General features: G+C 69.8%; 26 protein-coding genes and 1 riboswitch. Of the genes, 12 read left to right on the forward strand and 14 right to left on the reverse strand.

Annotation, left to right across the window (positions count from 1 at the left end; all coding sequences use genetic code 11):
- Positions 1-179: 179 nt before the first annotated feature.
- Entirely contained in the window at positions 180-581 is a 402-nt protein-coding gene (locus tag ACFU6I_RS35760; RefSeq protein WP_345510456.1) for a CBS domain-containing protein, read from the reverse strand.
- A gap of 182 nt (positions 582-763) precedes the next feature.
- Positions 764-1,564, reverse strand: a complete 801-nt coding sequence (gene hisN, locus ACFU6I_RS35765; protein ID WP_345510445.1) for a histidinol-phosphatase — start codon at positions 1,562-1,564, stop codon at positions 764-766.
- Between the two features lie 122 nt (positions 1,565-1,686).
- Between hisN and ACFU6I_RS35770 the strand changes: the two genes are divergently transcribed.
- The gene (locus ACFU6I_RS35770) at positions 1,687-2,295 is read left to right on the forward strand and encodes a TetR/AcrR family transcriptional regulator (RefSeq protein ID WP_384374668.1); all 609 of its coding nucleotides are present in this window, start codon (positions 1,687-1,689) and stop codon (positions 2,293-2,295) included.
- A gap of 76 nt (positions 2,296-2,371) precedes the next feature.
- Here the strand turns inward: ACFU6I_RS35770 and ACFU6I_RS35775 are convergent, their stop codons facing one another.
- From ACFU6I_RS35775 to ACFU6I_RS35790, 4 genes are all read right to left on the reverse strand, one after another.
- Positions 2,372-2,695: a multidrug efflux SMR transporter gene (locus ACFU6I_RS35775; protein ID WP_345510443.1), complete on the reverse strand. Its 324-nt coding sequence runs from the start codon at positions 2,693-2,695 to the stop codon at positions 2,372-2,374.
- Between the two features lie 90 nt (positions 2,696-2,785).
- Positions 2,786-3,802 (reverse strand): ribosome small subunit-dependent GTPase A, encoded by a 1,017-nt coding sequence (rsgA, locus tag ACFU6I_RS35780; RefSeq protein WP_266981705.1) that lies wholly within the window; start codon positions 3,800-3,802, stop codon positions 2,786-2,788.
- 3 nt (positions 3,803-3,805) lie between these two features.
- Positions 3,806-5,122, reverse strand: a complete 1,317-nt coding sequence (gene aroA, locus ACFU6I_RS35785; protein WP_384374671.1) for a 3-phosphoshikimate 1-carboxyvinyltransferase — start codon at positions 5,120-5,122, stop codon at positions 3,806-3,808.
- A gap of 103 nt (positions 5,123-5,225) precedes the next feature.
- Positions 5,226-5,939, reverse strand: a complete 714-nt coding sequence (locus ACFU6I_RS35790) for a M50 family metallopeptidase (protein WP_384374674.1) — start codon at positions 5,937-5,939, stop codon at positions 5,226-5,228.
- Positions 5,940-5,991: 52 nt separating this feature from the next.
- Between ACFU6I_RS35790 and ACFU6I_RS35795 the strand changes: the two genes are divergently transcribed.
- The 9 genes from ACFU6I_RS35795 to ACFU6I_RS35835 all read left to right on the forward strand — a co-directional run bounded on the left by ACFU6I_RS35795 (position 5,992) and on the right by ACFU6I_RS35835 (position 14,470).
- Positions 5,992-6,807: an SOS response-associated peptidase gene (locus ACFU6I_RS35795; RefSeq protein WP_384374677.1), complete on the forward strand. Its 816-nt coding sequence runs from the start codon at positions 5,992-5,994 to the stop codon at positions 6,805-6,807.
- 9 nt (positions 6,808-6,816) lie between these two features.
- Positions 6,817-7,476, forward strand: coding sequence for an alpha/beta family hydrolase (locus tag ACFU6I_RS35800; RefSeq protein WP_384374680.1), 660 nt, complete (start codon positions 6,817-6,819; stop codon positions 7,474-7,476).
- Between the two features lie 324 nt (positions 7,477-7,800).
- Positions 7,801-8,457, forward strand: coding sequence for a sigma-70 family RNA polymerase sigma factor (locus ACFU6I_RS35805; protein WP_384374724.1), 657 nt, complete (start codon positions 7,801-7,803; stop codon positions 8,455-8,457).
- Complete coding sequence (rsrA, locus tag ACFU6I_RS35810; RefSeq protein WP_327244436.1) at positions 8,454-8,765, forward strand: mycothiol system anti-sigma-R factor; 312 nt, start codon at positions 8,454-8,456, stop codon at positions 8,763-8,765. Before ACFU6I_RS35805 ends, rsrA begins: the two co-directional genes overlap by 4 nt.
- A 200-nt stretch (positions 8,766-8,965) precedes the next feature.
- Positions 8,966-10,456: an HD-GYP domain-containing protein gene (locus ACFU6I_RS35815; RefSeq protein WP_384374683.1), complete on the forward strand. Its 1,491-nt coding sequence runs from the start codon at positions 8,966-8,968 to the stop codon at positions 10,454-10,456.
- On the forward strand, positions 10,453-11,724 hold the full coding sequence (locus ACFU6I_RS35820) for an HD-GYP domain-containing protein (RefSeq protein WP_384374686.1): 1,272 nt from the start codon (positions 10,453-10,455) through the stop codon (positions 11,722-11,724). Before ACFU6I_RS35815 ends, ACFU6I_RS35820 begins: the two co-directional genes overlap by 4 nt.
- 91 nt (positions 11,725-11,815) lie before the next feature.
- Positions 11,816-12,808: a tetratricopeptide repeat protein gene (locus ACFU6I_RS35825; protein WP_384374689.1), complete on the forward strand. Its 993-nt coding sequence runs from the start codon at positions 11,816-11,818 to the stop codon at positions 12,806-12,808.
- 123 nt (positions 12,809-12,931) lie between these two features.
- Positions 12,932-13,570 (forward strand): peptide deformylase, encoded by a 639-nt coding sequence (gene def, locus ACFU6I_RS35830; RefSeq protein ID WP_384374692.1) that lies wholly within the window; start codon positions 12,932-12,934, stop codon positions 13,568-13,570.
- Positions 13,571-13,732: 162 nt separating this feature from the next.
- Positions 13,733-14,470 (forward strand): D-Ala-D-Ala carboxypeptidase family metallohydrolase, encoded by a 738-nt coding sequence (locus tag ACFU6I_RS35835; protein WP_384050254.1) that lies wholly within the window; start codon positions 13,733-13,735, stop codon positions 14,468-14,470.
- 134 nt (positions 14,471-14,604) lie between these two features.
- Here the strand turns inward: ACFU6I_RS35835 and ACFU6I_RS35840 are convergent, their stop codons facing one another.
- Positions 14,605-16,518, reverse strand: a complete 1,914-nt coding sequence (locus ACFU6I_RS35840) for a family 20 glycosylhydrolase (RefSeq protein WP_384374727.1) — start codon at positions 16,516-16,518, stop codon at positions 14,605-14,607.
- Between the two features lie 98 nt (positions 16,519-16,616).
- Positions 16,617-17,591 (reverse strand): GlxA family transcriptional regulator, encoded by a 975-nt coding sequence (locus ACFU6I_RS35845; protein WP_384374695.1) that lies wholly within the window; start codon positions 17,589-17,591, stop codon positions 16,617-16,619.
- Between the two features lie 81 nt (positions 17,592-17,672).
- On the opposite strand from ACFU6I_RS35845, the gene ACFU6I_RS35850 reads away from it, so the two are divergent.
- Positions 17,673-17,879, forward strand: coding sequence for a hypothetical protein (locus tag ACFU6I_RS35850; RefSeq protein WP_384374698.1), 207 nt, complete (start codon positions 17,673-17,675; stop codon positions 17,877-17,879).
- Positions 17,880-17,938: 59 nt separating this feature from the next.
- On the opposite strand, the gene ACFU6I_RS35855 is transcribed toward ACFU6I_RS35850, so the two are convergent.
- From ACFU6I_RS35855 to ACFU6I_RS35880, 6 genes are all read right to left on the reverse strand, one after another.
- Positions 17,939-18,952, reverse strand: coding sequence for a ribonucleotide-diphosphate reductase subunit beta (locus ACFU6I_RS35855; protein ID WP_327244430.1), 1,014 nt, complete (start codon positions 18,950-18,952; stop codon positions 17,939-17,941).
- Positions 18,952-21,348 (reverse strand): ribonucleoside-diphosphate reductase subunit alpha, encoded by a 2,397-nt coding sequence (locus ACFU6I_RS35860; protein WP_384374702.1) that lies wholly within the window; start codon positions 21,346-21,348, stop codon positions 18,952-18,954. Before ACFU6I_RS35860 ends, ACFU6I_RS35855 begins: the two co-directional genes overlap by 1 nt.
- A 143-nt stretch (positions 21,349-21,491) precedes the next feature.
- Positions 21,492-21,630, reverse strand: a riboswitch (cobalamin riboswitch).
- A gap of 39 nt (positions 21,631-21,669) precedes the next feature.
- Positions 21,670-22,170: a GNAT family N-acetyltransferase gene (locus tag ACFU6I_RS35865; protein WP_384374705.1), complete on the reverse strand. Its 501-nt coding sequence runs from the start codon at positions 22,168-22,170 to the stop codon at positions 21,670-21,672.
- A gap of 140 nt (positions 22,171-22,310) precedes the next feature.
- Entirely contained in the window at positions 22,311-23,966 is a 1,656-nt protein-coding gene (mctP, locus tag ACFU6I_RS35870) for a monocarboxylate uptake permease MctP (protein ID WP_384374708.1), read from the reverse strand.
- Positions 23,963-24,217 carry a DUF3311 domain-containing protein gene (locus ACFU6I_RS35875; RefSeq protein ID WP_345510424.1) on the reverse strand — a complete coding sequence of 85 codons (255 nt, stop codon included), beginning with the start codon at positions 24,215-24,217 and terminating at the stop codon, positions 23,963-23,965. The genes mctP and ACFU6I_RS35875 overlap by 4 nt, the downstream gene beginning before the upstream one ends.
- Positions 24,218-24,418: 201 nt before the next feature.
- The gene (locus ACFU6I_RS35880; RefSeq protein WP_327249409.1) at positions 24,419-25,183 is read right to left on the reverse strand and encodes a GntR family transcriptional regulator; all 765 of its coding nucleotides are present in this window, start codon (positions 25,181-25,183) and stop codon (positions 24,419-24,421) included.
- 305 nt (positions 25,184-25,488) lie between these two features.
- Here ACFU6I_RS35880 and ACFU6I_RS35885 point away from each other — a divergent pair, with 305 nt between their 5' ends.
- A complete protein-coding gene (locus tag ACFU6I_RS35885; protein WP_384374712.1) occupies positions 25,489-26,769 on the forward strand; it encodes an extracellular solute-binding protein in 1,281 nt (426 codons plus the stop codon).
- Positions 26,770-26,844: the final 75 nt, after the last annotated feature.

Genomic DNA, 26,844 nt, shown 5'->3' on the forward strand with positions numbered 1-26,844 from the left:
CCAGTACGAGGACGACCCTCCGCCTTGCGATCGCACGCACCGGACGCCGCCGGGCCCACCCTTCGGGCGGACGGCGGGACTTCCGACACACGCCCCAGTGCCGGCTCTCCCGCCGACGACGGGCCTGCCCCCTCTTCACCGAGGGGGCAGGCCCATCGGTCGTACGTACGTGGGGGAACTCAGCCGACCAGCTCCACCGGGTGGCGCCGGGCTGGTGCCCAGCAGCGGATGATGTCGCGGACCGAGACGATGCCGACGGGCCCGTGGTCGTCCAGCACGATCAGATGGCGGAATCCGCCGTGCGTCATGGCCTCCGCGGCCTCTTCCAGGGTCCAGCTCGGCGCGGCGAAGACCACATCGTTGGTGGTGTGGGTGGACGCGGTCTCGGTATCGGGGTTCTGGCCGGAGCCGACCGAGTTCAGGATGTCGCGCTCGGTGAGAATACCGATCCCGCTGGTGTCGCGGTCGAGGACGACCGCCGCCCCGATGCGGCGTGCGGACATCAGTCGGGCCGCCTGGCGGAGCGTATGAGTGGGGCCGATAGTGAGGACCATCGTGCTCATGGCGTCACGGACGAGCATGAAGGGAGCCACCTCCTTCGTGAAGCGACTGTGTGAGTCGATTCACAAGTTCACAAGTGGGGGGACTCTCAGCGTTGCATCCCTGGGGGAGTCCAACAAGGGGTGTGTGGAGATCATTCGAGGGGCGCGCGGAAGTGCACCACACGCCCCTCGAGGTCCGCATGCGTCGTGACGGCCCGGGATCAGTACCGCTGGTTGAGATAGCCCAGCAGCTCGTGGTGGAGCAGGCCGTTCGAGGCTGCCGCGTTCCCGCCGCCCGGACCGGAGACTCCGTCCAGGCTGGTGAACCGGCCACCCGCCTCCTGGACGATGATCGCGTTCGCCGCCATGTCCCAGAGTGAGAGCTCCGGCTCCGCGCAGATGTCGACCGAGCCCTCGGCGACCATCATGTACGGCCAGAAGTCGCCGTACCCACGCGTACGCCAGCAGGCCCGGGTCAGGTCCATGAAGCCGTCGAGCCGGCCCTGCTCCTCCCAGCCGGTCATCGAGGCGTACGCGAACGAGGCGTCCGCGATCCGCTCGACCTTCGAGACCTGCAGCCGGGTCGCGGAGGTGAGGCTGCGGCCGGAGTACGCCCCCGCGCCCTTGGCCGCCCACCAGCGGCGGCCCAGCGCGGGCGCCGACACGACACCGACCACCGGCTGGAACCCGTTCTCGCCCGCCTCCATCAGTGAGATCAGGGTCGCCCAGACCGGGACACCGCGGACGTAGTTCTTGGTGCCGTCGATCGGGTCGACGACCCAGCGGCGCGGACCGGTGCCCTCGATCCCGTACTCCTCGCCGAGGATCGCATCGCGCGGACGTGCCCGATGGAGGTGGCCGCGGATCAGCTCCTCGGCGGCCTTGTCGGCCTCGCTCACCGGCGTCATGTCCGGCTTGGTCTCGACCTTGAGGTCCAGAGCCTTGAACCGGTCCATCGTCGCCGCGTCGGCGGCGTCCGCCAGCACGTGGGCGAGGCGCAGATCATCGTGGTAATCGGGCATGTCGTCACAGTATCGACCGCAGGTGAACAGGGCTACACGGCCCCGGCGGCTGCTCGAGGTCTTGACAGTGCCCGGTGGCGCGTCAACTCTGAACCGCAGAGTCCCTGGCGTGGGAGGCGACGATGCCGACAGCGCGCGAAGCATTGCTGGACGCCGCCCTCTCGGCGCTCACCACCCGGCCCTGGCCGACCGTGCGGATGGTCGATGTCGCGTCCGCCGCCGGAGTCTCCCGGCAGACCCTCTACAACGAGTTCGGCAGCAAGGACGGCCTGGCCCGGGCTCTGGTCCGGCGCGCCGCCGACGGCTATCTCGCCGGTGTCGAACGGGCGCTGGGATCGCCCGGCGGCACGGGGGACAGACTCGCCGCGACCGCTGCCTGGACAGTGCGGGCGGCCCGGACGAACGCACTGGTCAGGGCGTTGCTCACGGGTTGCTGGAGCGAGCGATTACCCCGTCCCGTACGTCTGGCGGCGCCGACCGGTTCGTCCGTGCCGGCGCAGCGGCGGGCCGATGCCGGACCGCCGACCCCCGTCGAACTGCTCGGTCTGGTGTGCGATCGCGCGGTGGCCGCGCTGGACGGGGGGCGCCCGCCGCACGACCCGGCGGCACTGGCCACGACCTGCGAGATCGCGATGCGGCTCGCGCTCTCGTACGCGGTCGCCGCGTCCGCCCTCCCCTCGGACGCGGCGCCGCTGGTCCGCGAGGCGGTGGAGCGGTGGCCCGCGGCGTGACGGGCGGGCCGCCGGCGCCCCGGAGCGCGAGAGCGCTGCAAGTGGAGGCGGCGGGGCACAGCGCCGCCCGTCGCTGTCAGTGGGACGAGCCCGACAGCTGCAGTCCGATCACACCCAGGATCACCAGCGAGATCGACACCAGCTTGAGGGTGGAGACCACATCGTTCAGGAAGACCATGCCGTAGATCGCCGTGCCCGCCGCGCCGATGCCCGTCCAGACGGCGTAGGCGGGTCCCACGTCGAGCTTCTTCAAGGACAGCGTCAGCAGCCCGAAGCTGCCGAGTGCGAAGACGCAGAACGCGATGGTCGGCCAGAGCCGGGTGAAGCCGTGGGACAGCTTCAGGCAGACGGCGAAGCCGGTCTCCAGAAGTCCAGCGACCACGACCAGCAGCCACGCCATCGTCAGTGCCCTCCCACATCGGTGACTGCTCCGTCCCGCTGAGCGCGATTATGCACTTACCGTCAGCAGCAGGTCGCAAACGTACCCGGGTCAGTCGCCTTCGCGTCGTTCCCGGGTGGCCAGCAGCCGGTGCAGGGAGTCCAGCCGTGCCGGATCGGCGTGCCCGGCGGCGACCCAGGCACCCAGCGCGCATTCCGGTTGGGTGGCGTCATGGGTGCAACCGCGGGGACAGTCCTCGGTGCCCGGCTCCAGGTCGGGGAACGCGTGGATGACCCGCGACGGGTCGATGTGGTTCAGCCCGAAGGAGCGCACTCCGGGGGTGTCGACCACCCAGCCGCGCCCGTCCGGCAGCGGCAGCGCGAGCGCCGAGGTGGTGGTGTGCCGGCCGCGGCCCGTGACCGCGTTGACGACACCCGTCGTACGCCGCCGGTCCTTCGGCACGAGGGCGTTGACCAGGGTGGTCTTCCCGACACCGGAATGCCCGACAAAGGCGGTCACCCGGTCGTTCAGCTGCTCGCGCACCCGGTCCGCCGCATCGCCGTTCTCCAGCTCCTCGCGGCTGGTGACGATGTACGGGACCCCCAGTGGGGTGTACGCCTCCAGGAGCTTGTCCGGCGATGCGAGGTCGGACTTGGTCAGGACCAGGAGCGGGGAGAGTCCGCCGTCGTACGCCGCCACCAGACAGCGGTCGATCATCCGTGGGCGGGGTTCCGGATCCGCCAGCGCGGTGACGATCGCCAGCTGGTCGGCATTGGCGACGACCACCCGCTCGTACGGATCGTCGTCGTCCGCCGTCCGACGCAGCACCGAGCGGCGCTCACCGATCCGGACGATGCGCGCGAGGGTGTCCTTGTCACCCGACAGATCGCCGACGATCGAGACGGTGTCGCCGACCACCGCGGCCTTCCGGCCCAGCTCCCGGGCCTTCATCGCCATGACCGTACGGCCGTCGACGAGACACGTCAGGCGGCCGCGGTCCACGGTGAGGACCATGCCCTCCTCGGCGTCCTCGTGCTTCGGGCGGGTATGTGTACGAGGCCGGTTGCCCTTCGGGTTGGGGCGGAACCGGATGTCGTCCTCGTCGGGGTTCTTGCCGTAGCGACGCATGATTCAGGCCCCGAGCATTCGGGTCCACATCTGCGGGAAATCCGGCAGGGTCTTGGCGGTTGTCGCCACGTTCTCGATCTCCACTCCGGGGACGGCAAGGCCGATGATCGAACCGGCGGTTGCCATCCGGTGGTCGTCGTACGTATGGAAGGTACCGCCGTGCAGCGGGCGCGGCTCGATGTGCAGCCCGTCGGCGGTCTCGGTGACGTTGCCGCCGAGCTCGTTGATCTCCTTGGTGAGCGCGGCCAGCCGGTCCGTCTCGTGCAGCCGCAGATGTGCGACACCGCTCAGTGTGGAGGGGGAGTCGGCGAGGGCCGCGACCGCAGCGATGCCGGGGGTCAGTTCGCCGACCTCGCCGAGGTCCACGTCGATGCCGTGGATACGGCCCGATCCGGTGAACGTCAGACCGCGCTCGGTCAGTTCACAGCTGCCGCCCATGGTGGTGAAGATCTCGCGCAGCGTGTCACCCGGCTGGGTGGTGTACTCCGGCCAGTCCGGGATCGTCACCCGGCCACCGGTGACCAGCGCCGCCGCGAGGAAGGGCTGGGCGTTGGAAAGGTCCGGCTCGACCGTCAGGTCGCGGCCGAGCAGCGCGGACGGGGAAACCCGCCAGACATTCGGCTCGCCGCCCGTCTCCGGCTCGTCGACCTGGGCGCCGACGGCCCGCAGCATGTCGACCGTCATCCGGATGTGCGGCATCGAAGGAAGCCGGGAACCGGTGTGGCGTACCTCCACGCCCTGGTTGAAACGCGGCGCCGACAGCAGCAGCGCCGAGACGAACTGGGACGACGAGGAGGCGTCGATCGCCACCGGGCCGCCGTCCAGCGCCCCGCCGCCGTGCACGGTCATCGGCAGCGAACCGCGCCCGTCGTCGTCGATCCGGGCGCCGAGGACCCGCAGCGCGTCGATCACGCCGGTCAGCGGCCGCTCGTACGCACGCGGGTCGCCGTCGAAGCGGATCGGACCGTCGGCGAGGGCGGCGACCGGCGGCAGGAAACGCATCACCGTTCCGGCGTTGCCGACGTCGACCGTGGTGGGGCCGTGCAGCCCGGCCGGAATGACCCGCCAGGCCTCGCCGGAGCCGTCCGGGCCGACGCCCTCCTCGATGCCGACGCCCATCGCGCGCAGCGCCTGCGCCATCAGCAAGGTGTCGCGGGACCGCAGCGGGCGGCGCAGCCAGCCCGGCTCGGCGGCGAGAGCGGCCAGGACCAGCGCCCGGTTGGTGACCGATTTCGATCCGGGCACGACGACGGTCGCGTCGACGGCTCCGCTCGCATGGGGGGCGGGCCAGAGGGCGGGGTGCACGGAACTTTCGGTCATGGACCTCACTTTAGTGGCTCGCCGCAAACCCGGATCTTGATCAAATCGGCCGAAACCGGGGCGTAATAGAAGCATGGTGGGCGCCGCCCCGGGCTGTCGTCCCTCAACGGCCGAGCATCCAGCGGCCGCCGCCGATCAGCGAGCAGATCGACACCGCATGGAAAAAGCCGAGCCACAGCACGGCCGGCACATCCGTGAGCCGGGACAACTGGTCCGCGTCCGAGTCCGGCGCCCCGCCGCGCCGTCGCTTCGACTGCAGCTCGAACGCCGGACGTACACCCCCGAGCAGCAGGAACCAGACCACGGTGTAGCCGAACAGCGACTGCACCGCGGGTGAAGCCAGCCAGGAGACCAGCAGGAACGCCGTACCGGTGAAGATCACCGTGAGCGCGCCGTACAGATTGCGGATCATCACCAGCATCACCGCGAGCAGCGCGGTCGACACCCACAGCAGCAGCGTGATCCGGCCGTCGGTGAGCAGCCACGCGCCGCCCAGTCCCAGCAGCGGCGGCGCGGTGTACCCCGCCGCCGCGGTGAGGATCATGCCGGCACCGGTGGGCCTGCCGCGGCTCACGGTCAGCCCGCTGGTGTCCGAGTGCAGCCGGATGCCTTCCAGCCTGCGCCCGCTGACCAGGGCTATCAGCCCGTGCCCGCCCTCGTGGGCGATGGTGATCGCGTTGCGCGAGAGCCGCCACAGGACGTTCGGTACGACGGCGATGAGCGCGACCGTGGCCGTCACGACCACCAGCCACTGTTCGGGGGCGGGCTGGGTGCCGAAGACGCGATCCCACAGATCGCCCAGTTCGGTGCTGTCCATGTGGGGGCGGCTCCTTGCGGTTGTGGCGGTGGGTCGTGGCAGTCTGGCACTTATGTGCGGACGGTATGCAGCGAGTCGGCGGCCCGAGGATCTCACCGGACTCTTCGGAGTCGAGAAATGGGAACCGGCGGAGGCACTGGAGCCGGACTACAACGTGGCGCCGACCAAAGAGGTCTACGCCGTACTGGAACGTCCCGTGAAAGACGCGGATGATCAACGCCCGGTTCGCCAGCTGCGCGCCCTGAAGTGGGGACTCGTCCCCTCATGGGCCAAGTCGCCCGAGGGCGGAGCCCGGATGATCAACGCCCGCGCGGAGACCGTCCATGAGAAGCCGTCCTTCCGCCGCCCCTTCGTCTCGCGCCGTTGCATCCTGCCCGCCGACGGCTACTACGAGTGGGTCACCGGCGCCGACGAGCGGCAGCTGGAGGAGAAGGGGAAGAAGAAGCGGCCGCGAAAGCAGCCGTACTTCGTGACGCCCGCCGACGGATCGGTCTTCGCGATGGCCGGACTGTACGAGTTCTGGCGTGACCGGACGCTGCCGGACGACCACCCGCAGGCCTGGTGGGTGACCTGCTCCGTGATCACCACCGAGGCGGAGACCACCCCCCTCGCCGTCGCCCCCGCCGAGGGCCCGGGCACGCTCTCCGACATCCACCCCCGGATGCCGCTGATGCTGACCCCGGACCGCTGGGACGCCTGGCTGGACCCCTCGCACACCGACGTCGAGGAGCTGCGGGCGCTGCTGGCACCGCCGCCCGGCGGACTGATGCGGGCGTACCCGGTGGCCACGGCCGTCAGCAACGTCCGCAACAACGGGCCCGAGCTCCTGGAGGAACTGACCGCGCCGGAGGTCGGCACGCTCTTCTGACCGGGCAGGATGGGCGCTGTGAGTCGTAGAGAGACGGCCCCGACGGCCGAGACGGTCGACACCGCCACCGGGCCCGCCCGGATCACCTGGCTGCCCGCGCGCAGACCTCGCCTGGTGCTCGCCGTCAGCCACGGGGCCGGTGGCGGCATCGAGGCCCGCGACCTCCAGGCACTGGCCGCCGCACTGCCCGCACGCGGCGTGACCGTCGCCCTGGTGGAGCAACCGTGGCGGGTCGCCGGGAAGAAGCTCGCGCCCGCCCCGAAGACCCTGGACACCGGCTGGCGCGACCTGTGGCCCGCTCTCACCGCACCGGGGCTGCCCGTCGTCGCCGGCGGACGCAGCGCAGGCGCGCGGGTGGCCTGCCGCACGGCGGCCGAGCTCGGCGCGCACGCCGTCCTCGCGCTCAGTTTCCCCCTGCACCCGCCGGGCAGACCGGAGAAGTCCCGCAAGGACGAGCTGCTCGGCGCGGGCGTGCCCACGCTCGTCGTGCAGGGCGGCCACGACCCGTTCGGTCGGCCGGCCGAATTCCCTCCGGGGGAGTACGAGATCGCCGAGGTGCCGTACGGGGACCACGGCTTCGCCGTACCGAAGAAGTCCGGACTGACCGAGGACCGGGCGATGGAACTCCTCACCACTGCCGTGACGGACTGGCTGGACCGACTCCCGTGACGCAGGCCCGTACATTTTCCGGGTGGATCGGATCACACCCGCGGACGACCCGGCGCACCCCGGGAATGTTGTGTCGGGGGCCACTGTTGACGGGGACATCGGTACATCAACGTCCTACGTGGAGAGGGAGTCCGTCGCATGGGTTCGACCATCTGCCCGCGCCGCTCGAACGCCGCTGATCTGGAGTGGACGGTGCTGCACGCGGCGAAGACCACCCCCGGGCGGGCACGGAGCGGATCGGAACGACAGCCCGCGTCGAAGCAAGGTCGACTATTCTCCGATTCGAGCGGTTCCGGTCTCGGAACCGCCACAGCGTTGGAGGAGGTGGGTCCGGTCACCGGTACCGACACAGGGACCGACGACGGCCGCGCGGAGGAGACGGCTGCCGAGCGCAATGCGCGCTTCGAGCGGGACGCCCTCGGTTTCCTCGACCAGATGTACTCGGCCGCGCTGCGCATGACGCGCAATCCCGCGGACGCCGAGGACCTGGTTCAGGAGACGTATGCGAAGGCGTACGGCTCCTTCCACCAGTTCCGCGAGGGGACGAACCTCAAGGCGTGGATGTACCGCATCCTCACCAACACGTTCATCAACTCGTACCGCAAGAAGCAGCGCGAACCCCAGCGCAGTGCCGCCGAGGAGATCGAGGACTGGCAGCTGGCGCGCGCCGAGTCGCACATGTCCACAGGTCTGCGCTCCGCCGAGTCGCAGGCGCTCGATCACCTGCCGGACTCGGACGTGAAGTCCGCGCTGCAGGCGATTCCCGAGGAGTTCCGCATCGCGGTTTATCTCGCCGATGTAGAGGGCTTTGCCTACAAGGAGATCGCGGACATCATGGGGACTCCCATCGGTACGGTGATGTCCCGACTGCACCGGGGCCGCCGCCAACTGCGCGGCATGCTGGAGGACTACGCCCGTGAACGCGGGCTCGTCCCGGCCGGCGCCGGAGAGTCGGACGATCGGAAAGGCTCGGGCTCATGAGCTGCGGAGAGCCGCACGAGACGGACTGCTCAGAAGTCCTCGATCATCTCTACGAGTTTCTCGACCATGAGATGCCCGACAGCGACTGCACCAAGTTCGAGGTGCACTTCGAGGAGTGCTCCCCCTGCCTGGAGAAGTACGGGCTGGAGCAGGCGGTGAAGAAGCTGGTCAAGCGCTGCTGCGGTCACGACGACGTGCCGGCCGACCTGCGCTCCAAGGTGATGGGCCGGATCGATCTGATCCGCTCCGGGCAGGCCGTGCCGGACCAGGACGTGGTGGCCGAGCTGCCGACCGCTGCCACGGACTGACCGGCGGCCGCCCCTGAGGACGGGGGCCCCTTCCGCGCACCGAGGGCGTGCCACGACTGTCGTGGCACGCCCTCACTCTCACCACCGCTGACGCGTGCCCTTCACCCGAACGTGCTAATCGGGCTCAACCGTGCTCGACCGAGTGCCCAACTCGCTAGCGTGGCGCCTCCATTGACCTAGTTGGGGGGCGGGCAGGGCGGGTGAGAGGCACCGGGGGTGCGGCGCGCGCGGTCATTCTGGTCGCCGCGGTCTGCGCTGTCCTCTGTGTGCGGCCCGCGTTGCCGCCCGACGGTACGGAGGTGCCCTGGGGCACCGTCGGTCTGCTCACCGGGCTCTATCTGGTCTGTGAACTTCCCGGACGCTGCCCGTTCTTCGGCAGCTCCGTGCCGATCGGTTCCGGATCGTTCTTTCCGCTGCTGCTCGCGGCGGCGTTCCTGCTGCCGCCTGCCGCCGCGGCGCTGGTCGCGATCCCCGGCTCACTCGTCGGCCGGGTGGAGAACGCGCCCATCGCGGCCCGCCGCGTCTGGCGCACGGCCCAGCTGGTGATCACTGTCTGGGTGGCGTCGGCCGTCCACGGCCTGCTCGGCGGCGGCGCCACGCTCGGCGGGCCCGGCCCCGGGCTGCTGCCCGACTTCCCGTACGCCGTCCTGCCCGCCTGCGTCGCCGCGCTGGCCTTCAGTCTCATCCTGACCGCCCTGGACGGCTCGATCCTGGCCGCGGCCGAACGGCTGCCCGTCAGGCGGGCCTGGAGGGGGCTTCTGCCGAGCTCGCTCGGACCACACCTGGTGCACGGGCTCGCCGGACTGATGATGGCCCTGCTGTGGCGCAGCTCGTACGGGCCGCTGTCGGCGCTCTTCGTCCTGCTGCCGATGTACATCTCCTGCTGGGTCTTCTCCCAGTACCACCGCCAGCAGGCCGCGCACCGCGCCACCATCCGGGCGCTGGTGCAGGCCGTCGACATCAAGGACACATACACCCGGGGGCACAGTGAGCGCGTCGGGCGGGCCTCCGTGTTGATCGCCCGGGAGCTGGGCATGGCGGAGGACCGGCTCGAAGTGCTCCGGTTCGCCGGGATCCTGCACGACGTCGGCAAGCTCGGCGTGCCGACCCGGGTGCTGCGCAAGGACGGGCCGCTCACCCCGGAGGAACGGCGCGTGATCGAGCTGCACCCGGAGTACGGCCACGAGATCGTCCGGGGCATCGGCTTCCTGGGCGAGGCGCGGGCGGCGATCCTGCACCATCACGAGCGGCTCGACGGCAGCGGATATCCCTACGGGCTGAGCGGGCGGGAGATTCCCGAGTTCGCCCGGGTCGTCGCGGTGGCCGACGCGTTCGACGCGATGACGTCGACGCGGTCCTACCGCAGGGGACGGCCGGTTCCGGTGGCGGTGGAGGAGCTGAAGCGCTGTGCGGGGACGCAGTTCGATCCGCAGATGGTGCGGGCGCTGGCGAGGGCGGTGGATCGGTGCGGGTGGGCTGCTGAGTCGGTGGCGGTGACGGCGGACGAGGCAGTTCCATTGCCGGGTGCGGGTGCGGGTGCGGGTGCGGGTGCGGGTGCGGGTGCGGGTGCGGGTGCGGGCTCCGGGTTCGTCCGGCAGGCGTCCGGTCCCCGGCCGCCGGACGGGCTCGGTGATGCCGACGGGCTCGACGGTGCGGACGGGCTCGACGGTGCCGCGGAACGTCCCCGGTGACCGGCGCCGTCGCTGCCGTCCGTGGCGGTGCCGTTGTGCTCGCCCTCGGAGGGCTGGCCCACACTCTGTGGCACGGAGTTCATGAACCCGGACATGCCCTTGCCTTCGGGGTGCTCATCACCGTCGGTGAACTCGCCCGCTGGGGTGCGCTGCCCGGGGAGCGGGAGCCCGCTCCGCTCGGAGCCGCCGGCGCGCTCGCGTACGCCCTGCTCGGCCGCAGTGGCGGGCAACCCACCACCCACGGGGTCCTCCAGGTCATCGCCGTTCTCGTCGCCGCGCAGCTGGTCGCAGCCGTGCCCCATGTGGCGCGCGGCAGCGGGCCCACCGCCGACCAGCTCGCCCGGCGGATCGTCACCGTCTCGTTCGCCGCCGTGTGCTTCCAGCCGCTCTACAACTCCGGCCGGACCGCCGACTGGTTCGGCGACGGACCGTTCTTCGCGCTCTTCCTTGTCGTCCTGCTCGGGCTCACCGCCCTGTGCGACGCCGTGCTCGGCGCCCTGCTGCTGCGCTCCGGCGCCCTCCCCCATGGCGCCCGGAGCAGGGGAGGCACCTCCATTCCGTACGGACCGCTGCTTCGCGACGAGCTGCGCGCCCTTCTCGGCATCGGTTCGGCGGTCTGTGCGACCGGTGCGGTGATGGCGCTCGGGGTCGCGGTCGCCGGGCTGTGGGCGCTGCCCGTGCTCTGCGTGCCCCTGCTGCTGACCCAGGTGTCGTTCCGCAGGTTCGTCGCCGTACGCACCACCTACCGGCAGACCATCGCCTCGCTCGCCCGGTCCACCGAGATCGCCGGCTACACCCCCCACGGGCATGCCCGCAGGGTGGCGGTCCTGTGTACGGCCGTCGGCCGGGAGCTGGGGCTCTCCGGGGCCGAGCTCACCGTGCTGGAGTACGCCGCCCTGATGCACGACATCGGTCAGCTCTCCCTCGTCGACCCGGTGCCGGACGGGGCGACCGCCCCGCTGCCCGCCGCGGAGCAGCGCCGGATCGCGCTGCTGGGCGGGGCCGTGGTGCGGCAGACCGGCGTGGACTCCGAGATCGCCGTCGTGGTGGAGCGGCAGGCCGACCCGTACCGCGAGCAGCCGCTGCCCGCCCGGATCGTCCGCGCCGTCAACGCATACGACGACCTCTGCGGGGAAGGTCTCAGCGGCCCGCTCGGCGCTCTGGAACGGCTCCGGCTCGGCACCGCCCACGACTACCAGCCGGAAGTGGTCGAATCGCTTGCCAAGGTGCTGGCCCGGGGCGGTCTGACCCCCGTCCCACCTGGGTAACCCATGGGTAATGAGCGGGCGTCCTGCCAGGCATGGTTGGATGCGAAGGAGAGCGCAAGACGAGGGTGTCCAGTCGGGACAGGCGGGAATCGTGAGGATCTTCGGGAAGGTACGGCATCGGCCCTCCGCCTCTTGGCGGCAGGCCACGGACCGCGCGTTCACGCTGATCGGCGACGGCCGGTACGAGGACGCGGGCGCACTGCTGACACGGGCGGCGGACCTGGAACCCTGGCTCTCCGAGTCATGGTTCAACCTGGCGCTGCTGCACAAATTCCGGCATGACTGGGAGCAGGCGAGAGCGGCCGGGCTGCGCGCCGTCGCGCTCCTCGACAAGGAGTCCGGCGCCCCCGACTGGTGGAACGTCGGGATCGCCGCCACCGCCCTGCAGGACTGGCCGCTGGCCCGCCGCGCCTGGCAGGCGTACGGCCTGAAGGTGCCCGGCACCGGCCAGCACACCGCGGCGGCCAACAGCGAGCCGGTCGGTATGGAGCTGGGCAGCGCGGCCGTGCGGCTGTCGCCCGAGGGTGAGGCCGAGGTCGTCTGGGGCCGCAGGCTGGATCCGGCCCGGATGGAAGTGCTGTCGATCCCGCTGCCCTCCTCCGGGCGGCGCTGGGGCGAGGTCGTCCTGCACGACGGGGTGCCGCACGGCGAGCGGGTCACCGCGGCCGGCCCCTCGTACCCCGTGTTCGACGAGATCGAGCTCTGGGCGCCGTCCCCCGTGCCCACCTGGGTGGTGCTCCTCGAAGCCGCCACGGAGGCGGACCGGGACGCTCTGGAGCAGCTGGCGTCCGATGCCGGGTTCGCCGCCGAGGACTGGTCGTCATCCGTGCGGCTGCTCTGCCGGGCCTGTTCCGAGAGCCGGATGGAGAGCGACGAGGGTGACGGCGAGCATCTCGACCCGCACGACCACAGCGAGCCCGGCCATCCGGGTCCGCTCGGCCATCGCACCGCCGGAGACCTGTGGGTGCCGGAGCGCGAGTGCGGGATAGCGGCCCCGGCCGGGCTGGTGCGCGGGCTGCTGGACGGCTGGGTGGCGGACAGCCCGGACAGCCGTGAGTGGCGGGATCTCGAAGAAGTCTGCTGAGCCGTGCGTCTGCGGCCCGGCCGTGGGCGACTCCCCGCGATCGGCAGCCCGCTCCCTGCGATGGGGGAGGCCGTTACGCTGTACGGGCATCGATTCGGGTTTTGAGGAAGGCGTACGGCGGACATGGCGCAGCAGGAGACGGACGAGCAGATCAGCGTCGACGACGAAGGCTTCGTCGTGGACACCGAGGACTGTGAGGCGCGTGAGGCGGCGTACCGCGAGCGCGGGACCTCCCGTCCGATCACGGTCGTGGGCAACCCGGTGCTGCACAAGGAGTGCAAGGACGTCACCGAGTTCGGTGACGAGCTGGGCCGGCTGATCGACGACATGTTCGCCAGCCAGCGGACGGCGGAGGGCGTGGGCCTGGCCGCCAACCAGATCGGCGTGGACCTCAAGGTGTTCGTCTACGACTGCCAGGACGACGACGGTGTCCGGCACGTGGGCGTCGTCTGCAACCCGGTGCTCGAAGAGCTGCCGCCGGAGAAGCGCATCCTCGACGACTCCAACGAGGGCTGCCTCTCCGTCCCGACCGCGTACGCCTCGCTGGCCCGCCCGGACTACGCGGTGGTGCGCGGCCAGGACGCCAAGGGCAACCCGGTCAGGATCCGCGGCAACGGCTACTTCGCGCGCTGCCTGCAGCACGAGACGGACCACCTGTACGGCTACCTGTACATCGACCGGCTCTCGAAGCGGGACCGCAAGGACGCGCTGCGGCAGATGGCGGAGAACACGCCGCGCTACGAGATCGTGCCGAACGAGTAGAACGTCGGCGGGCCCGGTCCCCCGCGTGCGGGGCCGGGCCCGTCTGCGTTCCTCCGCATTCCCGCTGATCCTCAACTGCCCTTTCTTCAGGCCTGGTTGACGCGCGTCGACCGTTCCGACAGGCTCTGCCTCCATACCTTCGTCGTGGTAGGGAGCCCCCCCATGCTCAGACGTACCGCAAGACTCCTGCTCGGCCTTGTCATGACCATGGCTTTCACCTGGGGCGGGGCGGTGATCACCTCCGGCACCGCACAGGCCGACGGCTGCTACACCTGGACCCGCACCCTGTCCCCGGGCGCCACCGGCAACGACGTCGTCCAGCTCCAGATCCGGGTTGCCGGATACCCCGGCTACAACTCCGTACTCGCCATCGACGGCTCCTACGGCCCCGCCACCACCGCAGCCGTCAAACGCTTCCAGGCCGCCTACGGCCTGGCCGCGGACGGCGTCGCCGGCCCGGCCACCCAGGCCAAGCTCTACGCACTCCAGGACGACGACTGCACGCCCATCCACTTCACGTACGCCGAACACAACACCTGCAACAGCACCTGGGCAGGTGGTGCCGTCGCGGCGGGCACGGCCAAGGCCAACGCCCTCAGCACGATGTGGAAGCTGGAGGCGCTGCGGCACGCCCTCGGTGACCAGTCCATCCGGGTCACCAGCGGCTTCCGCTCCACGGCCTGCAACAGCGCGGTCGGCGGCGCCTCGAACAGCCGCCATCTGTACGGGGACGCGGCCGACCTCGGAGCCGGGCCGCATGCCCTGTGCACCCTGGCCAAGGAAGCCCGTAACCACGGCTTCAACGGGATCCTCGGCCCGGGGTACCCGGACCACGGCGACCACGTCCACGTGAACCAGGGCCCCAGCCACTACTGGTCGGCTCCCAACTGCGGTATCTGACCCCGCACATGGAAGGGCCCCGCGCGCCGGCGATCAGGTGATCCGGCGGGCGGGGCCCCGTTCTGCGCGGCGTCAGGCGGATTGCACCGTCGGCCGGGGCGCCTCGGGCGGGTTGCGCCCTCGACAGGGTCCGGTCAGGCGGCGCCCGCCATCAGCCGGGTCGCGCCCGTCGTCTGGACCGCGACGCCGTCCGAAGCGCGCTCGGTCAGGTGCAGCTGCGAGATCGCGTTGCGCAGCGTCAGCGCACCCGCCCCGGTGTCCAGCTGCCAGCGTTGGGTGCGCGCCGTCGCCGAGCAGTTCCCGAGCGACAGCTCCGCCCCCACCTCCAGCGGCGCGCCCAGGTACTTCTTGCCCCGCACCGCGTCCAGGCACTGGCCGGTCTCCGTGGACCGCACCGTGTAGTACCCGTCGGCGGTCGCCGTCAGCGCCCAGGAAGCCGCGCTGTCCTTGACCAGGGACACACCCGCGTCCGCCCCGGGGGCGAGTGCCTTCGCGCCCGTGGTCAGCCGGTACGTACCGTCGGCGAGCGGCGTTCGGTCGGTGTTCTCCCAGCCCGGTGCGTGACCGATCCTCCGGGCGAGCGCCTCGAAACCGGCGTACGTCGGGCTCGGCTTCGGGCCGCCCCAGGTCGCCTGCGCCACGAATCGCAGCGGCATGAAGGTCTTCGCCTCGACCTCGTTCTCCGTCTCGGCCGCCGCGCTGTCCGGCCACAGGCTGATCTTCGCGCCGGTGAGGTTGACCGCCCCCTGGGACAGCGTCTGACCCTCGAAACGCAACGGCGTCCAGTCGCTCTCGTACAGCTTCTGCGTCTGCATCGTGAAGCCGCCGCGTACCAGGTAGAGCGAGTAGGCGGAGTTCATGACCGGCCGACCCTCGGCCAGCAGCGAGGACGGCTGCTGGATGGAACCGCCGCCCAGCCAGTGCTCGACGGTGATGTCACGGTCCAGCGGGACGACGGTGTTCCTGCCGACGAGCCCGTCGTTCCAGATCCGGAGCGACCTGCCGTCCGCCTTCACATGCGCGTTGACCTGGTTGATGAAATCGGTGAAGAGATCGTCGGGAGTGGCCGACGCACCGAACTTCGCGGTCGCCGCGGCCTGCAGTTGCGGGTAGTTCGGATAGGAGGAGCCGATCATGTACTCGTCGGCGCCCATGTGCCAGTAGCGGCTGCCCCAGACCTTCAGCGCCTCGTCGACCATCGAGGTGTAGTACGCCAGTGCCTCGGGCCGGGAGATGTCGAGCCGGGGCGGGGAGGCGACGCCGTTGCGGTCCTTGAGCTGGAGCTCCGGGTGCTTCTCCAGATAGGTGTCCATGTGGCCGGGGGAGTTGATCTCCGGCACGAGCTCGATGTGATACTTCCTGGCCATGGTGACCAGCTTGCGGACCTGCGCCTTGGTGTAGTAGCCCCAGAACGCGGACGCCGGGTCGGTGTCGCTCTTGACCTTGGCCTCGATCCACAGCTGGTTGAGCTTCTGCGATGCCATGTCCTTCATCAGCCGCTCGAACCACTGCGTCGAGACGTTGATGTAGCAGGCGCAGACTCCGACTCCGCGCTCGCGGTACGCGGGCACATCGGTCGCCGAACCGCGCGCGGCGCGGCCGTCGTCGTTCAGCAGCTGGAGGACGGTCCGGCTCCCGTAGAACACACCGGTGGAGGTCGCCGCGGTGACGGTGAGCCGCTCGCCGACATCGAGACGGTAGCCCTCCGCGCCCAACTCACCCTTCAGTGAGGGGTCCTGACGCAGCACGATGTCACCGGGGCGGGTGGCACGGCTCCGCGACACCGGGGCCCCGCCGTTCAGTTCGCCCGCGAAACGTCCCGCGTCCGCGGTCGTACGGCCGTCCAGTACCCCGTCCAGCACGATCCTGGTCCGGTCGGTGAGCTTGAACTCGCCCTGGTCGCCCTGCCAGTGACGGAGGGTGGGCAGCACCTCGGGCGGGGCCGCAGCGGCGGAGCCGTCCTCGGCCGAGGCGCTCTGCCACGGCAGCAGCGCGGCGGCCAGCGCCGCCACCACGGCTCCGATGGTCCTTCGTCTTGCCATCCGCATGTCCATGCGCCCGACCCTCGTGGGGGGAGAGGCCTGCGGTCCATGGACTGATGCGTGAAACAGTTGGACGAATGATCGGAGGTCAGGTCCGAAGGGGATCAGGCAATTTCGGAGACGGCAGCCGGGCCGCGGAAGGTGTGGCGGTAAGCATTCGGAGTGGTTCCCAGGGACTTGACGAACTGATGGCGCAGCGCCGCCGCATTTCCGAAACCGGTACGTCCGGCGATCGTGTCCATCGTTTCATCGGATGTCTCCAGCAGGTGCTGTGCCAGCAGGACCCGTTGGCGCAGCAACCAGCGGTACGGGGTGGTGCCCGTCTCCTGCTGGAAGCGGCGCGCGAACGTGCGCGGCGACATGTGCGCCTGGGCGGCGAGCTGTTCGACGGTCATCTCCCGGTCGAGGTGGCGCTCCATCCAGGCGAGCGTTCCGCCGACCGTGTCGCACGCGGTGCGGGGCAGAGGGCGCTCGATGTACTGCGCCTGACCGCCGTCGCGGTGCGGCGGTACCACCATGCGGCGGGCGATGGCATTGGCGACATGGGGTCCGTGCGCCTGCCGGACCAGGTGCAGACAGGCGTCGATCCCGGCGGCGGTGCCCGCCGACGTGATGATCTGTCCCTCGTCCACATACAGCACGTCCGGCTCGACGACGGCCCGCGGGAAGCGGCGCGCCAGTTCGGCCGTGTTGTGCCAGTGGGTGGTGCAGCGCCGCCCGTCCAGCAGCCCGGCCTCACCGAGCACGAAGGCGCCGGTGCACACGCTGAGCACCCGGGCCCCGCGGTCCACGGCCCTGCGCAAGGACTCCAGCACCTCGTCCGGGAAGTCCCGGCTCTTGAAGGACGCACCGGCGGGGACGGCGATCAGGTCCGCCTCGTCCAGCCGGTCGAGACCGTGCGGGGTGGACACGGTGAACCCGGCATGGGTCCGCAGCACCGGACCCTCGCCGGAAACCACCGCGAAGTCGTGCACCGGCAGGCCTTCGTCACTGCGATCGAGTCCGAACACCTCGGCCAGTACCCCGAGTTCGAAGGGATGCACCTCGCCGAGCAGCAGGACCGCGACATTGTTCAGCATGCAGTCAGTGTGGCAGTAATTCGATGCTGTGTGACAGTCCTGCCACTGCCGGACTCGTCCCGCGCGGGCGAGAGTGGAGGCATGAACACATTCCTGAACCACCTGGGCATTGCGGTCGTTTTCGTACTCGTCCTGGCGCCGGTGCTGGTCGGCATCGCGCACGACCGCCGCATCGACCGCCAGCTGCGCGAGGCGGAACGGGATCGGCGGCCCGAACCACCGGGAACAGCGGACGCCGCACAACCGGTGAAGGCTGTGCGGCGTCCGGACCTCCGGATCGGGGCGTGAGCCCAGTGCCCTCCCGGCAATGTTTGCCCCGTCGCGGCAAACATTGCCGGTCACACGCCCTAGAAGTCGTCGTCGAAGGCGACCGAGCCCTCCACCGCCACCTGGTAGGCGGACGGCCGGCGCTCGAAGAAGTTCGTCAGCTCCTGGACGCCCTGCAGCTCCATGAACGAGAACGGGTTCTCGGAGCCGTACACGGCCGGGAAGCCGAGCCGGGTGAGCCGCTGGTCGGCGACGCACTGCAGGTACTCGCGCATCGACTCGGTGTTCATGCCCGGCAGTCCGTCACCGCACAGGTCGCGGCCGAACTGCAGCTCCGCGTCGACCGCCTCCTTCAGCATGTCGGTGACCTGCTGCTGGAGCTCGTCGTCGAAGAGGTCGGGTTCCTCCTTGCGGACGGTGTCGACGACCTCGAACGCGAAGTTCATGTGCATCGTCTCGTCACGGAAGACCCAGTTGGTCCCCGTGGCGAGACCGTGCAGCAGACCGCGGGAGCGGAACCAGTAGACGTACGCGAAGGCGCCGTAGAAGAACAGTCCCTCGATGCACGCCGCGAAGCAGATCAGGTTCAGCAGGAAGCGTCGGCGGTCGGCCTTCGTCTCCAGCCGTTCGATCTTTTCGACCGAATCCATCCACTTGAAGCAGAACTGCGCCTTCTCGCGGATGGAGGGGATCTCCTCCACCGCGTCGAACGCGGCCGCGCGGTCGTCCGGGTCGGGCAGGTACGTGTCGAGCAGCGTCAGATAGAACTGGACGTGCACGGCCTCCTCGAAGAGCTGTCGCGACAGATACAGCCGCGCTTCCGGGGAGTTGATGTGCTTGTACAGGGTCAGTACGAGGTTGTTCGACACGATCGAGTCGCCGGTCGCGAAGAACGCGACGAGCCGGCCGATCATGTGCTGCTCGGCGGGTGTCAGCTTGGCGAGATCGGCGACGTCGGAGTGGAGGTCGACCTCCTCGACCGTCCAGGTGTTCTTGATCGCGTCGCGGTAGCGCTCGTAGAAGTCCGGGTAGCGCATGGGCCGCAGGGTCAGTTCGAAGCCCGGGTCGAGCAGATTCTTGTCGGTTGAGCTCATTACTGGCAGGCCTCGCAGGACTCGGGGTTTTCGAGGGAACAGGCGATCGCGTCCGCGTCGGGAGCCGAAGCCTGCTGGACGGGAAGGGCAGCGGCGACCGTGGCCTGGCCCGATGCCGCCCGCGCGATCCGGGTGGCCGGACGTGAGCGCAGGTAGTACGTCGTCTTCAGCCCCTGCTTCCAGGCGTAGGCGTACATCGAGGAGAGCTTGCCGATCGTCGGCGTCTCCAGGAACAGGTTCAGCGACTGGCTCTGGTCCAGGAACGGCGTACGCGCCGCCGCCATGTCGATCAGACCGCGCTGAGGGATCTCCCACGCCGTGCGGTACAGCGCCCGTACGTCCTCCGGGATCCAGGCGAAGCCCTGCACCGAGCCGCTCGCCTCGCGCAGCGCCTCGCGGGTCCGCGCGTCCCACACGCCCAACTGCTTCAGCTCGTTCACCAGATAGGCGTTGACCTGGAGGAACTCACCGCTGAGGGTTTCGCGCTTGAAGAGGTTGGAGACCTGCGGCTCGATGCACTCGTACACCCCGGCGATCGAGGCGATCGTGGCGGTCGGAGCGATGGCGAGCAGCAGCGAGTTGCGCATGCCGGTCCGTGCGATCCGGGCGCGCAGCGCTTCCCAGCGCTCGGGCCAGCTCAGCTCGGTGTCGTAGTGGTCGGGGTGCAGCACGCCGCGGGCGGCGCGCGTCTCGGACCAGGCGGGCAGCGGACCGGAACGCTCGGCGAGGTCGCAGGACGCCTCGTACGCGGCGAGCATGATCCGCTCGGAGATCTTCGTGGAGAGCGCGCGGGCCTCGGGGGAGTCGAACGGCAGCCGCAGCCGGAAGAAGACGTCCTGGAGCCCCATCGCGCCCAGCCCCACCGGACGCCAGCGGGCGTTGGAGCGGCCGGCCTGCTCGCTCGGGTAGAAGTTGATGTCGACGACCCGGTCGAGGAACGTCACGGCGGTACGGACGGTGGCGTCCAGCCGCTCCCAGTCGATGTCGCCGTCGGCCACGAACGAACCGAGGTTGACCGAACCGAGGTTGCAGACGGCGGTCTCGCCGTCGTCGGTGACTTCGAGGATCTCGGTGCACAGGTTCGACGAGTGGACGACGCGACCCGGCTCCGCCGTCTGATTGGCCGTCCGGTTGGAGGCGTCCTTGAACGTCATCCAGCCCTGACCTGTCTGCGCGAGCGTCCGCATCATCCGGCCGTACAGCTCACGCGCGGGCATCGACTTGCGGGCCAGGCCCTTGGCCTCGGCGGCCCGGTACGCGGCGTCGAACTCGTCGCCCCACAGGTCGACCAGTTCCGGCACGTCGGCGGGGGAGAACAGCGACCAGTCGCCGTCCGCGTCGACCCGGCGCATGAACTCGTCAGGGATCCAGTGCGCCAGGTTGAGGTTGTGCGTACGCCGCTGGTCCTCGCCCGTGTTGTCGCGCAGCTCCAGGAATTCCTCGATGTCCGCGTGCCACGTCTCCAGGTAGACGGCGGCGGCGCCCTTGCGGCGGCCGCCCTGGTTCACTGCGGCGACCGAGGCGTCGAGCGTCTTCAGGAACGGCACGATGCCGTTGGAGTGCCCATTGGTACCGCGGATCAGCGAGCCGCGGGCGCGGATGCGGGAGTACGACAGGCCGATGCCGCCCGCGTGCTTGGAGAGCCGTGCCACCTGGTGGTAGCGGTCGTAGATCGAGTCGAGTTCGTCCAGCGGCGAGTCCAGCAGATAGCAGGAGGACATCTGCGGGTGCCGGGTGCCGGAGTTGAAGAGCGTGGGGGAGGAGGGGAGGTAGTCGAGGCGGCTCATCAGGCCGTACAGCGAGGCGACCTCGTCCAGTGCGCGTACCGACTCGTCCTCGGCGAGACCGGCGGCGACGCGCAGCATGAAGTGCTGCGGCGTCTCGATGACCTGGCGGGTGAGCGGGTGGCGCAGGAGATAACGGCTGTGCAGCGTCCGCAGCCCGAAGTAGCCGAACCGGTCGTCGGCGCCGTCGGCGAGGGACTGCTCGACCAGCGCGTCGAGCCGCGCCGCGTGGAGTGCCACGAAAGCGGCCGTGCGGTCCGCGATCAGACCCTCGCGGTGGCCGACGGCGACCGAGGCGGAGAACGACAGCGCGCCCTGACCGGCCGCCTCGTCCGCGATGGTGCGGGTCAGGAGGCGGGCGGCGAGCCGGGAGTACGCGGGGTCCTCGGCGATCAGACCCGCGGCGGCCTCGGTGGCCAGCGCGCGCAACTCCGCCTCGTCCGACGCGGCGTTGCGGCCGCGCAGCGCGGCGGCGGCGACGCGGCCGGGGTCGGTGTCGGGCAGATCGGCAGTGAGGTCGGTCAGGGTCCGCAGCAGTGCGGTCCCGGGTCCGTCGTTCGTGGTTCCCGCGGACTCGGCGACTGAAGCCGGATCGGCTGGCGCGATGGTCACGTGGTGCTCTCCCTCGCTCGGCTCTGGGCCGGCGGGGGAGCGGGGCAGCCGCGCGGAGGCATGCCCGAAGAAGGAGGGCAGCCCTGCGTGCGGCGTCCACCGGCCCATCCGCGAGGCCCGGACGTCTGGGCGTCCGGATCGGTCGAGCCGGACGCGCTGTCGGCAGGTCCTCGGACTTTCAGGGTGCGCAAAAGGGCACCGAATACACCGTTGCGGGACAGTTCCGGATTCACACCGGATTTCCCTGCGGCGACAGCGAGCACGAGCATACATGTGGGGGCCGCCCGATGAGGCGGCCCCCACATGTTGTGTCGCATCGGTTCAGAGGCTCAGGCTGTAGGTGAGGAGCGAGAGGCCTTCGACGGGATCCCAGTCCCGTTCCGGCGTGCGTACGAAGCCGAGTCGATGGTAGATCCGGTGGGCGCCGAGCATGGTCGGCTGGGTGGACAGGACGAGCCGCGCGACGCCCTCCGTGGCCCGTGCCCGGTCGATACAGGCCCGCACGAGCGCCTCGCCCGCCCCGTGGCCGCGTGCCTTCCGTGCGACCGCGAGCATCCGGAACTCGGCCTCGTCGGGGCGGGCGATGTCGGCCCACGGATTGCCGGGCGGCGCGTAGGTGACTCCGCCGAGGAGCGTGCCGTCGGCACCGACGGCGACGAGCACGTCGGCCTCGGCGACGCGACGGGGGACGTCCCGGAGCGTTTCGAGATACGGGTCGTCGGCGCCGAGGTCGAGCAGGCCGTCGTCGAGGTAGGCGTGGGCGGTGATCTCCCCGAGGGCGGTGTGTTCCGTCGGGGAGATCGGGCGGATCGAAAGGTCCATGCCGGGAGTGTGCCGTACGGGTGGGACGGCACCGGACGGGCTGGGGTGCAGCCCGTCCGGCGCCCTGCGATCGCACGCACCGGACGACGCTCCTCATGGGGCGGACGCCGCCGGTCGCGGCACCAGTGCTGAGACCGGAACTAGCCGGCGGACGGGCTCGCGTCGGGTGACGGGCTCGACTCGGGCCGGGCCGACGGGAGTTCCACCCGGACGCCCGGGTCGCCCGCGTCCGCCGTGTAGTCCGCGGGGGAGGTCTCGTCGACCCCCGCCGGGGCCTTCACCGCGTTCAGGACGATCGTCAGCACCACGGTCACCACGGCGTTCAGCACGAACGCCGTCAGACCGATGTAGCCGATCTCGCCGATCCCCGGGATCTCCTTCGAGGATCCGCCGAAGTGCGCCTGGGTCGGGCTCGCCACTCCGTACGCGGCGAGCGTGCCGTACACCATGCCGACCGCCCAGCCCGCGAGCAGCGCCCAGCGGTGGAACCACCGGGTGAACAGGCCGCCGACCAGCGCCGGGAACGTCTGCAGGATCCAGATCCCGCCGAGCAGCTGGAAGTTGATCGCGACCGTCTTGTCCATGGTGAGGACGAAGGCGAGCGCGCCGACCTTCACCAGCAGCGACACCAGCTTGGAGACCTTGGTCTCCTGGGCCGCGGTCGCGTCGGGCTTCAGGAAGTCCTTGTAGATGTTCCGGGTGAAGAGGTTCGCCGCGGCGATCGACATGATCGCGGCGGGCACCAGCGCGCCGATGCCGATCGCGGCGAACGCCACACCGGCGAACCAGTCGGGGAACATGTTCTCGAACAGCTGCGGGATCGCCAACTGTCCGTTCTCCACCTTGACTCCGGCGGCGATCGCCATGAAGCCGAGCAACGCCAGCAGGCCCAGCATCAGCGAGTACAGCGGCAGGATCGTGGTGTTCCGCCGGATCACCTCACGGCTGCGGCTGGAGAGCGTCGCCGTGATCGAGTGCGGGTACATGAAGAGGGCGAGCGCCGACCCCAGTGCCAGGGTCGCGTAGCCCCATTGGCCGGGTTCGGCCGGTGCCAGGGCGCCGCGCGGTTTGCCGGTTGCGGGGTTGGTCTGCGAGAACGCGTCGCCCGCCTTGGCGAAGATGTCGTCGAAGCCGCCCAGCTTGATCGGGATGTAGATGATCGCCACCGCGATGACCAGGTAGATCAGCCCGTCCTTGACGAACGCGATCAGCGCGGGGGCACGCAGCCCGGAGGAGTACGTGTACGCGGCGAGCACCGCGAACGCGATCAGCAACGGCAGGTCCTTGACGAACCAGTTGGTGTTCTCGCCGCCGCCGACGCCCATCACGTCCAGCACCGCCTGGATGCCGACGAGCTGAAGCGCGATGTACGGCATCGTGGCGAGGATGCCGGTGACGGCGACCGCCAGCGACAGGCCCTTCGATCCGAAGCGCCCGCGGACGAAGTCCGAGGTGGTGACGTACCCGTGCTTGTGCGACACCGACCACAGCCGCGGCAGGAAGGTGAAGATCAGCGGGTACACGAGGATGGTGTACGGGACCGCGAAGAAGCCGGCCGCTCCGGCTGCGTAGATCGCGGCGGGTACGGCGACGAAGGTGTACGCGGTGTACAGGTCGCCGCCGAGCAGGAACCAGGTGACCCAGGTGCCGAACGACCTGCCGCCCAGGCCCCATTCGTCGAGGCTGGCCTCGTTCTCGGCCTTGCGCCAGCGCGCGGCCATGAAGCCGATGACCGTGACGGCCAGGAAGAAGAAGATGAAGACGCCGAGCGCGACGCCGTTCACGCCGTCCTTCATGCCGACGCACCCCCCTTGCGGGCGCGCTGGTCACGCTGCCAGAGCTTGTACGCGACCATCGTGAGCGCCGTGGAGATCAGCACCCAGACCATCTGGTACCAGTAGAAGAACGGGATACCGATGAAGGTGGGGTCCACCTTCGCGTACGAACCCACCCAGAGCATCGCCACGAACGGGGCGACGAGGCAGAGGGCGATGACCACTCTCACAGGAGTGACTGTCGGTGGTTTCGCGTCTGTTTCTTCCGTCATGCGGCGACTCCGTCCCCTCGCTGATCACCTGTTGTAATGCGCAGGCAATCTAGGGGAGGGTTCCGGCCACAGTCACCCCCTGTCCGCATTGCGGTCCGGCAACGGTGTCACGAAACCGCCAGGGGGGCCTGCCCGAGGACCGACTCCCGATGCTCTGTTCGAGGTTGAACAGTTTGTTCGGTCAGGAGCCGGTCCGCGGCCTCAGTCGGTCGGTCGCTTCAGACGCGCCACGAACTTGTAACGGTCGCCGCGGTACACCGACCGCACCCACTCGACCGGTTCGCCCTGTCCGTCCAGGGAGTGACGGGACAGCATGAGCATCGGCAGGCCCACGTCCGTACCGAGCAGACCGGCTTCGCGCGGGGTGGCGAGCGAGGTCTCGATCGTCTCCTCGGCCTCCGCGAGCCGTACGTCGTACACCTCGGCCAGTGCCGTGTAGAGGGAGGTGTACTTCACCAGCGAACGACGCAACGCGGGAAAACGTTTGGCCGAGAGGTGCGTGGTCTCGATGGCCATCGGTTCACCGCTGGCCAGGCGGAGCCGCTCGATCCGCAGCACCCGGCCACCGGTGGTGATGTCGAGCAGTCCGGCGAGGGTGTCGTCGGCCGTGACATATCCGATGTCCAGTAGTTGAGATGTCGGTTCCAGGCCCTGGGCGCGCATGTCCTCGGTGTACGAGGTGAGCTGCAGGGCCTGGGAGACCTTCGGCTTGGCCACGAACGTGCCCTTGCCCTGGATGCGCTCCAGCCGGCCCTCGACGACCAGCTCCTGGAGCGCCTGGCGCACGGTCGTGCGCGAGGTGTCGAACTCGGCGGCCAGGGTCCGCTCCGGTGGCACCGGGGTGCCTGGCGGCATGGTGTCCGTCATGTCGAGGAGGTGGCGCTTCAGCCGGTAGTACTTCGGGACCCGCGCGGTGCGCGTGCCCGCGCCCGTCTCGTTCTCCGTACTGCCGCCCTCGGCACTCATGGCCCGCCTTCCCGACTGCTGCGTTGCTGCCGTCACCTGCTCCTCCGTCTGTCGCGGCTCACATGGTGGCACGGTCCGGTCACGGCTCGTCGCCCTCCCTCAGGTGTCGGTCCTATAACGGACGCGAGTGCACTTCTTATACACCCTTGACACCCCTAAAGGTCTAGGCCAAGCTCCGGGTACTGGTCTAAACCATTAAAGACCAGGTCCCAGCCCCACGGGCAGTACCCGGCGCATGCAATTGTGCGACGGACGGCGATCTCGGGTGGTGGGGGGAATTCTCTTGCATCCCTGAGGAGGGTGTCGTGAAGCGCGGACTCATCGCGGCCATTGGTGTGGTGGCTCTCTTGGCCGGTGCCACTGCCTGTGGCTCGGACGACAAGACCGACAGCAGCAAGAAGACCGGGCCCGACAGCTACAAGGGCCAGACGCTGACCGTCTGGGCCATGGACGGCTCCACGCCTCCCGGCTGGACCAAGGACCTCACCGCCGCCTTCCAGAAGAAGACCGGTGCCACGCTGAAGTTCCAGACCCAGAAGTGGGACGGCATTCAGCAGAAGATCACGACGGCTCTCTCCGAGTCGACCCCGCCGGACGTCATCGAGGTCGGCAACACCCAGACCCCGGCCTACGCGGCCACCGGGGGCCTCGCCGACCTGAGCGACCTCAAGCAGGAGATCGGCGGCGACTGGGTCGACGCGCTCAACAAGTCCTCGGTCTTCGACGGCAAGCAGTACGCCGCGCCGTGGTACTTCGCCAACCGCGTCGTCATCTACAACAAGAAGGTCTGGGCCGACGCCGGCATCACGGACACCCCGAAGACGCGCGACGAGTTCTTCAAGGACCTCGACGCCATCAAGAAGAAGGGCAAGGCCGAGCCGATCTACATGCCCGGCCAGAACTGGTACTTCTTCGACGGCCTGACCATCGGCCAGGGCGCGGACCTCGTGAAGAAGGAAGGCGACAAGTACGTCTCCAACCTCTCCGACCCCAAGGTCGCCACGGCCATGGAGCTCTACAAGAAGTACCAGTCCTACTCCAAGGCCCCCAAGGACAAGGACGAGGCCACCCCGCAGCAGGCCGAGGTCTTCGCCAAGGGCAAGGTCGGTGCCTTCATCGGCATGGGCTGGGAGGCCGGCACGGCCATCGCGGCCAACAAGCAGATCGAGGGCGACATCGGCTACTTCACCATCCCGGGTGAGACCGCCGACAAGCCCGAGGGAGTCTTCCTCGGTGGCTCCAACTTCGCGGTCGCCGCGGGCAGCAAGAAGCAGGACCTCGCCAAGGAGTTCCTGAAGCTCGCCCTGTCCGACCAGTTCGAGGGCCAGCTGGCCAAGGAGAACGGCGTCATCCCGAACAAGGAGTCGCTCAACTCCAACCTGACCGGCAACGGCGCCGCCGAGGCCGCGGCCCCGGCCGCCGCCGGTGGTGGCACCACCCCGCTCATTCCCGAGTGGGCCGCAGTCGAGAACGCGCCGAACCCGATCAAGAGCTACATGACCGCGGTTCTGAACGGTAAGTCCCCGGCCGACGCCGCCAAGGCGGTCGAGGCGGAGATCAACAAGCGTCTCTCGCAGAAGAGCTGACCGCACGCGCCGGGGGGCGGGCATCTGCCGCCCCCCGGCGCTCCCGCGTGACTCGACCGTACGGCCCAAGAAGAG

It is taken from the genome of Streptomyces sp. NPDC057486, from assembly GCF_042802415.1.
Classification (GTDB): domain Bacteria; phylum Actinomycetota; class Actinomycetes; order Streptomycetales; family Streptomycetaceae; genus Streptomyces; species Streptomyces yanii.